The 12,360-nt window shown below is 39.3% G+C and carries 10 protein-coding genes, 1 other RNA gene and 1 pseudogene; 4 read left to right on the top strand and 8 right to left on the bottom strand.

The window, feature by feature from the left end:
• Both AAC853_RS02330 and AAC853_RS02325 read right to left on the bottom strand, forming a co-directional pair.
• Window positions 1-200 (bottom strand): RnfH family protein (locus AAC853_RS02330; protein WP_340613579.1); only part of this gene is annotated, 200 nt, incomplete at its 3' end.
• On the bottom strand, window positions 193-627 hold the full coding sequence (locus tag AAC853_RS02325; protein ID WP_338884888.1) for a type II toxin-antitoxin system RatA family toxin: 435 nt from the start codon (window positions 625-627) through the stop codon (window positions 193-195). The genes AAC853_RS02330 and AAC853_RS02325, both read right to left, overlap by 8 nt.
• A 157-nt stretch (window positions 628-784) precedes the next feature.
• Here AAC853_RS02325 and smpB point away from each other — a divergent pair, with 157 nt between their 5' ends.
• The 4 genes from smpB to AAC853_RS02305 all read left to right on the top strand — a co-directional run bounded on the left by smpB (window position 785) and on the right by AAC853_RS02305 (window position 4,228).
• Window positions 785-1,267 (top strand): SsrA-binding protein SmpB, encoded by a 483-nt coding sequence (gene smpB / locus AAC853_RS02320; RefSeq protein ID WP_189760709.1) that lies wholly within the window; start codon window positions 785-787, stop codon window positions 1,265-1,267.
• A 50-nt stretch (window positions 1,268-1,317) separates the two neighbouring features.
• Window positions 1,318-1,681, top strand: a transfer-messenger RNA (tmRNA) gene (gene ssrA / locus AAC853_RS02315).
• 515 nt (window positions 1,682-2,196) lie between these two features.
• A complete protein-coding gene (locus AAC853_RS02310; RefSeq protein ID WP_340613578.1) occupies window positions 2,197-3,480 on the top strand; it encodes an integrase domain-containing protein in 1,284 nt (427 codons plus the stop codon).
• Complete coding sequence (locus tag AAC853_RS02305) at window positions 3,470-4,228, top strand: hypothetical protein (RefSeq protein ID WP_340613577.1); 759 nt, start codon at window positions 3,470-3,472, stop codon at window positions 4,226-4,228. The genes AAC853_RS02310 and AAC853_RS02305 overlap by 11 nt, the downstream gene beginning before the upstream one ends.
• A gap of 23 nt (window positions 4,229-4,251) precedes the next feature.
• Here AAC853_RS02305 and AAC853_RS02300 read toward each other — a convergent pair whose 3' ends face one another.
• From AAC853_RS02300 to AAC853_RS02275, 6 genes and pseudogenes are all read right to left on the bottom strand, one after another.
• Complete coding sequence (locus AAC853_RS02300; protein ID WP_340613581.1) at window positions 4,252-6,027, bottom strand: DUF927 domain-containing protein; 1,776 nt, start codon at window positions 6,025-6,027, stop codon at window positions 4,252-4,254.
• Between the two features lie 48 nt (window positions 6,028-6,075).
• Window positions 6,076-6,837 (bottom strand): IS5 family transposase, encoded by a 762-nt coding sequence (locus tag AAC853_RS02295; RefSeq protein WP_340613576.1) that lies wholly within the window; start codon window positions 6,835-6,837, stop codon window positions 6,076-6,078.
• A gap of 123 nt (window positions 6,838-6,960) precedes the next feature.
• A pseudogene (locus AAC853_RS02290) lies at window positions 6,961-7,715 on the bottom strand (ISAs1 family transposase).
• A gap of 78 nt (window positions 7,716-7,793) precedes the next feature.
• A complete protein-coding gene (locus AAC853_RS02285; protein WP_340613575.1) occupies window positions 7,794-8,792 on the bottom strand; it encodes a hypothetical protein in 999 nt (332 codons plus the stop codon).
• A gap of 22 nt (window positions 8,793-8,814) precedes the next feature.
• Window positions 8,815-10,317, bottom strand: a complete 1,503-nt coding sequence (locus tag AAC853_RS02280) for a hypothetical protein (RefSeq protein ID WP_340613574.1) — start codon at window positions 10,315-10,317, stop codon at window positions 8,815-8,817.
• A gap of 386 nt (window positions 10,318-10,703) precedes the next feature.
• Window positions 10,704-12,272 carry a hypothetical protein gene (locus AAC853_RS02275; protein ID WP_340613573.1) on the bottom strand — a complete coding sequence of 523 codons (1,569 nt, stop codon included), beginning with the start codon at window positions 12,270-12,272 and terminating at the stop codon, window positions 10,704-10,706.
• Window positions 12,273-12,360: the final 88 nt, after the last annotated feature.

Below are 12,360 nucleotides of genomic sequence, written 5' to 3'. Positions count from 1 at the left end.
TCTTCCAATGTATCAGTCAGTTTGGCAGGACGGCTATAAATACCAACTTTATTTTTAGCCAAATCGATATCATTACGTAATGTCAAAAGGCCGGACGTTACAATCGCCTGTTCGACGGTTGCTCCTTGCGGTACTTTCACATTACGCAGATATTGCCGTTCAGGCAGAGCATAAACGACTTCGATATTAATTTCAGACACTATAGACCTCACGTGCACGTTGGGTAAAAGCCTGAACCATATTCCCCGCCAGCTCTTTAAATACCTTACCAAAAGCCAGTTCAATCAATTTATTGGTAAATTCAAAATCGAGATGCAACTCAACCTTACAAGCCTCTTCACTTAACGGAGTAAAATGCCACCCTCCCATCAATTTACGGAAAGGCCCATCAACAAGTTGCATACTGATGCGTTGATTATCAAATAACGTATTGCGCGTTACGAACGTCTTACTGATCCCTGCCTTAGAGACCTCAACAGAAGCCGTCATTTCATTGTTGCTACTGCTTATTACACGGCTACCTACACATCCTGGTAAAAAATCCGGATAAGATGTCACATCGTTGACCAATTTATACATTTGTTCCACGCTGTAAGGCACTAGCGCAGAGCGACTAATCTGTGGCATATCGTTTCCTGTAAAACATAACAGCGCTGAATAGTATCACTTAAACATGGTTAAATAAAAACCCGATGACATTTAGAACAATAAATGCGCACTTATCGCTAAATATCATACAGAAGAGATTTCTTTCACTAACGCATACAGTATAATACAACGCACTATGACAAAGAAAAAAGCATACAAACCCGGTTCGGCAACAATTGCCATGAATAAGCGAGCCCGCCACGAATACTTCATTGAGGAAGAACTCGAAGCAGGCTTATCCCTACAAGGTTGGGAAGTCAAATCACTGCGCGCTGGCAAGGCTAACATCAGTGAGAGTTATGTTTTGCTCAAAGATGGTGATGCTTATCTTTTTGGTGCCACAATTACGCCATTAAATGTTGCTTCTTCCCACGTAGTTTGTGATCCGACGAGGTCACGTAAGCTACTACTTAACAAACGCGAGCTTGATTCACTGTATGGTCGAATCAATCGAGAAGGTTATACCATCGTCGCACTTTCCATGTATTGGAAAAATGCCTGGTGCAAAATCAAAATTGGCGTGGCAAAAGGTAAAAAGGCGCATGATAAGCGTTCAGATATCAAAGAACGTGAATGGAAATTAGACAAAGCGAGAATTATGAAGAATTCTGGGCGTTAATCACTGGCATTATCACTCAATATTCTGATATACTTATTCTTAATACACTTGGGGCTGATTCTGGATTCGACGGGATTCGCGAAACCCAAGGTGCATGCCGAGGGGCGGTTGGCCTCGTAAAAAGCCGCAAAACAATAGTCGCAAACGACGAAAACTACGCACTGGCAGCTTAATAACCTGCGCAGAGCCCTCTCTCCCTAGCCTCCGCTCTTAGGACGGGGATCAAGAGAGGTCAAACCCAAAAGAGATCGCGTGGATGCCCTGCCTGGGGTTGAAGCGTTAAATCCAATCAGGCTAGTTTGTTAGTGGCGTGTCTGTCCGCAGCTGGCAAGCGAATGTAAAGACTAGACTAAGCATGTAGTACCAAGGATGTAGGAATTTCGGACGCGGGTTCAACTCCCGCCAGCTCCACCAATTTTGTATTCGGAAATCATCGGAATACACCGAAAGTAAAAGAAAAAGCCCTAACTCATAATGAGTTAGGGCTTTTTTATTGCCCGTTAGTATTCGTTTAGTATCGTTATAACTCGATAGTTTTGGTAGTATGTTTGGTAGTAAGTCAGCTACACTACAAAAACACTTACTACCAAAACGTAAATACCCAAGTGTCCAAGAGAAACTCATATATATAGTTAAGTTTTTTGCAAAAAATGATGTCCCGCTGTCCATAAACACTTAACAATATGATTTATAAAATAAAATACTGTTAGAATGCCGTCCCGTACATGTTTTCTCACACGTCCCAAAACTTAAAAAAATAACCATTAACAACTTGATTTAAATATAAAAAATACAACATGGACGCTTAGACACCAAGGGACGCAGTACAAGGTTAAAGAGGTAAAAAGTTAGTAGTAACAGCCCAACCACACCAATAAACCGCTACTACTACCACAGAGAACACTTACTACTACGGTTAGAGGTGCCCGATGCCTAAAAAGATAACGCCGCTTTCCCCTACAACGGTATCTAATGCCAAAGCCAAACTTGATAGCAAAACAGGTAAGCCCAAAGACACGATCTACCGTGACGGGGATAATTTAGAACTCCTCGTAAAAGCATCAGGCATTAAGCTCTGGTATTTCCGATACTACAAGCCATTCACCCAAAAGCGCACGATGATTGCATTTGGTGAATACCCCTCTACTAAGCTGGCTGACGCTCGCCGACTCAAAGACGAAGCAAAAGCGATGCTGGCTAAAGATATTGATCCTGTTGATTGGCGTAAACAGCAAGCAGCGGCAATACAGGAAGAGAACAACAACACCTTACGGAATATTGCTGCCCGCTGGTTTGAAGTGAAGAAAACCACTGTCAGTGAAGATTACGCCAAAGATATCTGGCGCTCACTGGAAAAAGATATTTTCCCTAAACTCGGTGATGTACCGATATCAAGCCTCAAAGCACCTATGCTGGTGGAAGTGCTCAAGCCGATTGAAGCACGGGGCAATCTGGAAACGATTAAACGCCTGACACAAAGAACCGTGGAGATCATCGACTACGCCATGAATTTAGGCGTTATTGATGCCAACCCTTTTACCACTGTCAGCAAGGCGTTTCCTAAACCAAAGAAAAAACATAACCCGACCATTCGACCCGAAGAACTCCCCGGATTAATGCAAGCGCTCTCCATTGCACAGGTAGAACGGCAAACACGTTTAGTCATTGAATGGCAACTATTAACGGCTGTACGCCCGGGGGAAGCGGTAAAAGCGCGTTGGTCAGAAATAGACTTTGAAAATAAAGTCTGGAATATACCCGCCGCAACGATGAAAACATCGCATGCTCATACTGTGCCTTTATGCCAACCGGCTTTAGACCTTCTTGAAATTATGAAACCTATCAGCGGACATAGGGAATTTGTCTTCCCACACAGATCTACCCCAAGTACCCATATGAGCAGCCAGACCGCTAATATGGCGTTAAAGCGCATGGGGTATCAGGATATGCTTACTGCGCACGGCATCCGCTCAATTGTCAGTACAGCGATGAATGAGCAGGGTTTTATGCCCGATGCCATAGAAGCGGTATTGGCTCACAGAGAAAAGAACTCTGTCCGGGCAGCGTATAACCGCGCCACCTATTTAGAACAACGCCGGGTTATGATGGATTGGTGGGGGCTATATGTAAAAGGCGCAGCAACGGGTGATTTAACGGTAGCAGGAAGTGTCAAAGGATTACGCATCGTAGGAAGTGATTACTATGTCGGATGATATTTTTATTCTTGAGAATGTAAACGCAGCACTCAAACATTACTCTATTGGCAATGGTATCGAAAACGGTTTATACCCCCACTCCCCGGCTTATTGGTGCGCTGAGCAAGTATCCAAATTAACCAATGATGAACGAAAAGAAGCTCTGTTCAGGTTAAGTGTATGGGATTTGATTGATGTTGCTACTGTAACCATAAAAAAACTCTGTCAGCCTGGCAGTGATGCTTGGCAGTATTCTATAGTCGAAATGCTGGCGGATAATGGTAAGAATGACTTACTGGTCAGCGCGTGTGCTATATGGGGATGGGGGCTAACCGTGGAGTCTGATAGCGCCGCGTATCATCTAGCGGCCTCTAATTTCGTTTTTGCGGTTTTGGCACAAGAGCAGTACCGTCGAGACATATTAGATGACTTTGAAGATTTACAGCTCATAGAAAGCCGTAGTAAGGGTGGAACGGCGAGACATTCTATCTACTATATGCCACTTAAAGAGCGATGCCTAAAATGGGCGCAAGAAATTATCGACTCAACCACTGGCACTATGACCAAAAAAGCGCTAGCTACTGCTGTGGATTCTCGCTATCACGATTTGATAAAAGAAAACCCTCCCGGGACGGCAGTGTACGGACAATATCACCCAATGAATTATGATACTGGTCAACGAATAAAAGAACCCGTATACCGCACTATCTATGGATGGGTGAAAGGTCTACTACCAATAACCAAAGAAGCAAAGAAAAAGAAATAAGCCGGATTGCTCCGGCTCTCTTATCACTCAAATAGCTTACCTGCGTCTATCCTGTAAAATCGGCGCTGGTCTTTATAACCAAGCGGATCACGTTTCTTAGGGTTATAAACGGTACGAGGTTTACCGTTCTTACCTACCTCCTCTGTTACGCCAACAAGTGCCCCTTTTTTGTGTAAGGCGGCAATTGTTATATCAAAATTACAGCCATCCAAAGCACGTTCTTTCAATGCTTCTGACGTAATCCAATAAATGCGCGATGGGGGATTATCATCCTCAAGTATCGATTCGTTACTAACATCAGAGCTATCTACAGCTTCACCGGTAGATAAAGCAATATAACCGTCAAATATCGGCATATTCCTAACGTCATTAGAATAAGAACGGAAGCGTGATTCACCATAGGTACTGAGGTACACACTTAGCCGCTCAATGCCATTTACCGCTTCCAGATCGCCAGTCGTGCCCCTACTATCTACATAGGCTTTGAAGCACTCACCAACACAGCGTAGAGCTTCCCCGGTATCCCAACCTGTAATACCCCATTCAGTCGCCAATTCCCCCGCGGCAGCACAGAGCGCGAACCGCTCTAATACCCGGTCTAACTGTGCTCCTGCATCTTCTGGTCTATAAGCTTCCTTGAACTGAATAATTAACGCTCGCAAGCGGTCAACCAGCTCTGAACGGGAAGAAGCAGTAAGCTTTTCAAGCCATGTGATACCCGCACATCCATAATATTTCGTTGTTAAGGCATTCAGAGAATCAGCAAATTCTTTAGCTGTGCCTAATCCGTGGAGGGTATCAAAAACGCCATTCTCATCGCTTACTATCGCCGGGATATCCACAAAGCGAGCTTGCTGGCCTGCGGCAACGCTTTCACCCGAAGCCTTAAGATAACTTTCGAAAGCATCTTCGCTTGATGCCAGCACCAGAGTTCGCCATTGTAGCGTTTCACGCAAAGTAACGTCTTTTGTGCCTCGTGCCTTTCCCTGCCCAAGAGCCAGCATATAAGCAACCTGACCCACCAGCTTAGGGTTAACGCTTTTCAGTTCATCCAATATTAACGGTAAGTCATTATGCGCTGTGGCCAATACCTCGATCCCGACTAAGGTAGTGTTGCAACTATGGGAATATCCGCCTGTTGTTGCACCACTCCCCCATACAGAGGCCGCGACATGCTGAGCTGTACTTTTACCTTTGGTTGAAGCTCCTTTCAGGCTGAATACACCACCATCAACCCCCAATACATTGAGTAAAGGAGCAGCAAAAGCAACACAGAGAGAAAATATTAACCGAGTATTACCGGCACATTTCGCGCTGATCTGTTTCTGCCAGTCTTCAAGGGATTCTGATTGCGCTAACTGGCTGCGTTCGCTCTTTTTACGCCCGGATAATTGGTACATCACTTTACTGGTGGAGCTGCCTATTGTGTTTTCAGGCAGTACAAACAGGCGATCATTAAACCAGCCCGTGGAATTTGCTAAGGTTATGCGTTCTTTTGCCGTTGTGATATTCAGATACCCCAATAAATCACGGCTCATACCTGTACCAATATATAACCCTAATCTCGCTAAGCTCTGAGGAATATCACTACCGGGCTTATGTAATTGCTCATCGGGTACAATGAATTGCTTCGTTTCCCTATCCTTGTCTTTAAATGAAATTAGTTTGCCCCAGTTATCGCTATATACATCGCGAGTTAATCCCAGTACTGAAAACGGCGCGGATATCTTCCTTGCCTCAATGGTTTTTGCCTTACCTTTCCCCTCTTCAATATTCTTCATTAGACCATCCTCGGTCATATAAAAACCGAGCTTTTCTAGGGGCTGTTGACGTTTTGAGTTCACCATTTACTCAACCCACATCGGTAACCATATAATGACAAACGCCAGTGCCAACATACTGGCGTAATTTCGCGCCAATTTATCGTATCTTGTCGCAATAGCTCGAAAATGTTTTATTCTGGCAAACGCATTTTCGACCAAATGCCGATAACAGTATAAATCTTCATCAATACTTTTATCGGGTTTTCGGCTATTTTTTCGATAGGGAATGACCGTTTTTGAACCTTGTTTTTCAACGAAATCTCTGAAAGTACCGCTATCGTAACCTTTATCCGCGATCACAAAATCGGATGCGGGTGAATGGGTGACCAAACTTTCTGCATGTACAATGTCGTGCGTTTGACCCCCTGACAGCTCAAAATGGACAGGCAAACCATAACTGTCTACGGCCAAATGAATTTTAGTCGAACGTCCACCTCGACTTTTACCGATGGCTTCATCTTCTGTTGAAGTTGCCCCTGAGCTATGTTGATGAGCGCGGATAATACTCCCATCAATGAATAACCATTCGGTGTCTGTATTTTCAGATAACAATTTGAATAATAATTCAAAAACACCTTTCTTTGACCAGGCGTTAAAGCGCTTAAAAAGCGTATTCCATTTGCCAAATTCATCGGGTAAATCCCGCCACGGACATCCCGTTCTCATTCGATAAAGGATCCCTTCGAAAGTCAGGTAATGCGCGTCTTTGTGGTAAATACATCCATGTTGTTGCATTAATACAGCTAGCGTATTCCATAAAGATTTTGATAACATTGTTCTTGGCATGATGAGCTGGGGTAATGGTTTTTTCGCGAAGACAATGATACCAGATCATCATGCTGTTCAAACTTCCCTCCACGAAACGTCAACACGCCCTAATTCGATACCCGATTGCTACGCCGATGCTTTTTAAGTTTTTCCATTCAGAAATGGTTGAGATAACGCTTGTGCAGACAATACATGATATTCACGCGCTTCTATACGACCATGCCCTTGTTCTATCGTGATATTTTCGGCATGACTCACTGCTGAGACTTGCGCAGACAACGCCTTCTTGACGGCGTGATACAGCGTTTCCTGATTGCCTTTCACCGCCAGAAGATAGTCACCTTCTTGCTGCACAATTTGTTCCGCAATCTTCGTTTGACATCCCATCGCATCAATCGTTATCAGGCAGCCTTTGATATCCAGCAAACGGAGTAATTTAGGGATCGCAGTGATTTCATTGGACTTTTTGTCTGTCTTCAATTGCCCCATCACAACGCCATTCTGGGTGGCAAACGCACTTACATCGACTGCCGATCCTTGCCGTGATAAGTTCCCCGCAATGTTTTCCCGTCAATGGCGATAATTTCCCCTTCAGAACGTTCATTAATCCCTTGAACCCACTGGATAAAACAGTGCTGAAACTCAACAGGATTGAGACGAGAAATAAGTCGAGCGATAGAATCATGTCCCGGTATTCCATTCGGGAAAAGTGATTTTTTTTGATACCAGTCCAGATACGTTTCGCCGAAATCTTCAATATCTTCCCATCCTTCCGCGCCGGCGATGATGGATGTAATTGCCAGAAAAAGGATATCAAACAAAGGATAACTGATCTTAGACGACTGGCGAGGGTCTGTTAACGTACTGAAATATTGAGAAAAGGCATCGATGCTCATGAGAATACTTCCTAAAAAAAGAAGGATGAGATGATGTTTTTTCTTATCCGTCAACCCTAAATTTTGTTAACAAAAAATTCACGCTCTCACCCTGGTTAATATACTATTTTTAGAGCTATCCTTACTATAGATATGAAGATAAGCTACCCCGTCTTTGTTGATATCATTCAGCAGTGTAGTATTAAGGTCATTATTGCCAAAAAGAGCATTTGTGACATGAGCCATAATTGGTTTGTTATCTAAATGAGTATATACCACTGCGATTAAAGATGGTTTTATATCTGGATGGTCACTATCCAGATCGGCAATATTTTTGGTCGTTTGTACTTTAATGTTGACAGTATCTAAATCATTTTTAATAGAAATGTCTTCATAATTAGACTTTATTTTATCATCAGGCGTAGAGAATTTCACAATAACGGATTTTACTTCTGAAAAATTAATTTTATTTTTATCGAATATATAATCTAAATAACCATTGTTGATATCATCCACTCTTAATGTGATGTTGATTGATTTGATAATAAATAACTCTCCACTATCCCCAAAAAATTTCGCAGTGAAAATGATATCATCATCTTCCGCCAAATCGTCAAATTTAGCACGAACTCTAGTTCCCTTTTTCATATTTATTTTTGTTAAATATAATATGGAATTTTTAGCATCAAGAAAAATGATTTCATTATCGGGATTAGGCATGTTAGTCTCTCCTATAATTGTAATGTTCGCTGTTTGTGAGTAAAGGATTTCTTGATGTAAATTTGTCATTGTATAGCTGGTTTCACATAAACCAGAGATGTCTATTTTATCCACATCAAATAAGACAGTATAAAAATCATAATTTATTTGATCGGGAGCGACAGTATAAGGAATACTTTTCACGTTGGCTTTAGTATCCTTTTCATTTTTTAAATGAATTTCTCCTTCGATTGTATCTATTTCCTCTATGCTTTGATATTTATTGACCCTCATAATGACATATTTAGTAAGCATTGCTTTAATATCGGGAATGTTAATTTTCCCATCTGAATTTGCTTGAGGAAACTCAGGTGGTGGTAAGGTTTTTTTCTGACTCATAAGCTACCTCACTAAAAATTAGTTAAAATGTATCAATATAACCTGACCAAATTCCACCATATGTCACATCAGAATCACTATCATGACCAATTTGATAATCAAAGTAGATCCAGGCATCACTATATGGGAATGCCAAATTATTATTTAAAAGATTATAAGGGATATTAAATTTCAATGTTGCTGTTTTTCCCCCTATTTCATCTGGTTGATAGGGCATATCACCGTTAAAAACATGTTTTGTCGTATTATTACTTGCATTAATATATAAAGTTAAGATGACTTTTGAACCCAATTTTATTTTAGTACCATCTCTAACATCATTAGTTCCTGTTATCCTGACAAACAGGCCAGCATCGTCTGGGTTATTAGTATGGTTTGATATAGTTTTGTCAATGATGGGGTTATCCTGACTTATAAGTTCGTCGAAGCTGGAATAAACCTGGCAAGGTTCATATGTTCTATCAATATCATTCCATGGTTGATTTGGTCTTCCTCTATAAATAACATCAGCAGGACTTGATTTAGCGATTATATTGTCACTGGGTTTAATTAAAAAATAAGATAGTTTTGATGGTTCATCTTTTTTGAAAATAAAATAAGGTAACTCCTTTAAACAAGGTTCACTCTCCTTATTACTAAGGATTCTGGTGTAGTACTTATATTCATCGTTAACAAAAAATAAAAAAAAATCACCCAACTTATAATCATTACACGGTGACATATCTACCCAAAATTTACTTTCTCCTTCTGACTTTAAATTATCATTAATGGCAGTTACTATATTTAAGGGTTGCCGGTAATCTTTAATGTTATCAACAAAAATAAATATAGGATCATTAGCAAATTTAAAGTCGGTTGAATTTGGTATGGTAGAAGATAATTGAATGATTGGTAATACTGCTTTTTTCGGAGAAATGTAAAATTCTAGCTTTCCTTTTTCATCTGAATTTACGAAAATACCCTGATCGTTACCAAATTCATGAACATCTATTTTTGTGGTTTTATCATTGTGGTAAATATTTATTTCTTTTAACTCATTAATGGTATTAGCTTTTATAAATACAGGTACTCCTGATAATGTTTTTCCTTTTTTATCTCTTAGAATTGTATGAATTTTAGTTGATAGAGAGCCAATTTGGGCGTCGGTAAATGAGATTGGAATAACTAAACATGGGTTATCAATACGTAATCTCACTGAATCCGAATCAATAATTCTTGCTGTGGATTGTAATGTTTTAGTTGGAAATCCGGTTGACGATGTTTTTACACTAAAAGAAATTTTTTCATTTTCTGCTATAGAGTTAGATACAGTAAGAGTGACTGTTGCTGCTGCCTTTTTTTTATTGTGATCTGATGTTAAGGAGATAGGATCAAGTGGTACAGTAATGTTTTTGTTATTATAAAATGAAATAGTAGAAAGGTCATCAATATTTTCATTAGATGATAGAGTTACTGTAAATAAAAATTTTTGTCCGATAATTAAATCGCCATTATCAGGTAGGGAAAGTTCAATTGTACCAGCCATATTTTTATTTCCTTTTCTATTTTATGAACATTAAGTTTAAGAGCGGTGCTACAATCAGCGCTCATATTTTTGTTAATTAATTACCTGTATCATCTGGTAAGGTTTGTTTATAATTACTTACAGACACCATAAAATACGATAGTCCTGAATAGAGTAAAAATAGAATATTTTTAATCTGGTGCCCCGTTTCTTATTTTTAACTTATTTCTTAAATTTAAAATTTAAAACTTCAAGTTGCAATTTACAACACGGTATGAAGCCTGATTTTTCGCCGCTTCACGGGGAGAAATCACACGCATCTTGAAGTTAGATTGGTATAGATGTGGGATATATACTTTATAAATAATAAAAATTAAAATAAGTGTATTATTATATGGTTTGAATTATCAGTGGTCTTTCACACCTCCTGGAGCTGCATAGGTATCAATAGATCCATCCCAAACCACACCATACTCTAATTTTTCATCTAAGTAAAATTGATAATAAAAACTAAGTCCTCCATCTTCTATACCAGCCAAATCCATATAAGGAATATGGAAGAAAATAGAATCTTTATTACCATCACTCCCGATGTCATCTAATGTAATTGGTGTGTGATAAGTTAACATTATATTTCTATTCGGTGAATCTATATACATATTTAAAGTAAAATCCGTTACACTTAATGGGACAGGGTTTACTGTTAAGTTAGGATCCTGAGTATTAGAACGAACAATTTCAATAAATAATCCATTATGTTTATAACCGGGGTATTGCATAATGCTGGCATAAGCAACACCATTATGAGTTGGGATAATATTATCAGGGCCAACACCAATACTGGTATGAACTAGGCAATGTTCATAACTCCTATCAACATTCGGGTTAGCTTCGTAAGGAATACCACCTAAATAAGTGACCGGTATTGGTTCAGAATAGAGGGCTTTGCCATTCGATTTGACTACGGTATAAGAAAATTTGGATGCTTCATCTTGTTTAAAGATAGCATAAGGAAGCTTTATGCTGTATTGATCTAACTGTTTTTCTTTATCCTCGATCATCATGGAATAACCAGTATAGTGACCATTAACAAAAAATAAAATGAGATCACCATTTTCTGCACCATCATAGCTACTTATCGATACCAGAAAATTGGGATCTGAAGTATATGCTGTTAATCCTTCGGGGGTATTACCCTCAATACTTGGCATACCTATAGAATTAAGATAACCCGGTTCTTTATAATTAACTACATAAATCATTTTTTTAGCCAGAATGTTATCTACATTCAGAATAACAGTCTCTAACAGAAGTGTGTTCATCAGTGATGATTTAGGGTAGAGATAAAACTTTGCCAAACCATTTTTATCTGAAATTATAGTTATTCCTTCATTAGGTCCAATTTTCTCAGGAATAAGCTCTGTTTGATTATTAGAACTATTAAAGCTAAATTCTTTCATTTTATTTTTTTGTACAGATGTAATAAATACAGGTGTACCCGCCAATACTTTCCCTGATGTACTTTTCAACGTTGTATATATTGCCGTAAAGTTATCTTTCTCCGATGGTTTTTCATTACCTGCGATACTTGCTTTCAAGTAAGGTTTTTCAATAAAAAATGCCAACGAATTTATATCAATTTGATTAGTCGTACCACTGAAAAGTACAAAATTAAAATCAGCCGCATCTGTATGTACCTCAAATTCAATAGGAGAACCCTCTTTTATGGAGTTACCATCAACTTCTTTAAGCACAATGAACCCTAACTGCGCAGAAGCTGTGAGGAAATCTTTTTCATAAACAAGTGGAATAGTTTCTTTATCAAACTGTGTATTATTACTGGAATTTTTTATAATTATATTTTTCAGTGGGAGAATTAGTTTATCCGAACTTAATGTAACAACAAAACGAACGTACTGCCCAATGACTAAATCCGCGTTAGGTTGAATTGAAATTTCCATTTTATTATTTTTCATTTTATTATCTCATATTTTTATTGATACTGTTTATAGTTAATGACTTGTGAATTAATTATAAGAGCGCTGCTACAATCAGCGCTCATGT

Source organism: Xenorhabdus thailandensis (assembly GCF_037996785.1).
GTDB lineage: Bacteria > Pseudomonadota > Gammaproteobacteria > Enterobacterales > Enterobacteriaceae > Xenorhabdus > Xenorhabdus griffiniae.
Note: the sequence above shows the minus strand (reverse complement) of the source record. Positions and strands in the feature narration are given on the sequence as shown.

Excerpts from the sequence above, each read along its gene's own strand:
- AAC853_RS02310 (WP_340613578.1), top strand. The coding sequence starts at position 2,197 with ATGCCTAAAAAGATAACGCCGCTTTCCCCTACAACGGTATCTAATGCC.
- AAC853_RS02325 (WP_338884888.1), bottom strand. The coding sequence starts at position 627 with ATGCCACAGATTAGTCGCTCTGCGCTAGTGCCTTACAGCGTGGAACAA.
- AAC853_RS02275 (WP_340613573.1), bottom strand. The coding sequence starts at position 12,272 with ATGAAAAATAATAAAATGGAAATTTCAATTCAACCTAACGCGGATTTA.
- smpB (WP_189760709.1), top strand. The coding sequence starts at position 785 with ATGACAAAGAAAAAAGCATACAAACCCGGTTCGGCAACAATTGCCATG.
- AAC853_RS02285 (WP_340613575.1), bottom strand. The coding sequence starts at position 8,792 with ATGAGTCAGAAAAAAACCTTACCACCACCTGAGTTTCCTCAAGCAAAT.
- AAC853_RS02300 (WP_340613581.1), bottom strand. The coding sequence starts at position 6,027 with ATGACCGAGGATGGTCTAATGAAGAATATTGAAGAGGGGAAAGGTAAG.
- AAC853_RS02280 (WP_340613574.1), bottom strand. The coding sequence starts at position 10,317 with ATGGCTGGTACAATTGAACTTTCCCTACCTGATAATGGCGATTTAATT.
- AAC853_RS02305 (WP_340613577.1), top strand. The coding sequence starts at position 3,470 with ATGTCGGATGATATTTTTATTCTTGAGAATGTAAACGCAGCACTCAAA.
- AAC853_RS02295 (WP_340613576.1), bottom strand. The coding sequence starts at position 6,837 with ATGCCAAGAACAATGTTATCAAAATCTTTATGGAATACGCTAGCTGTA.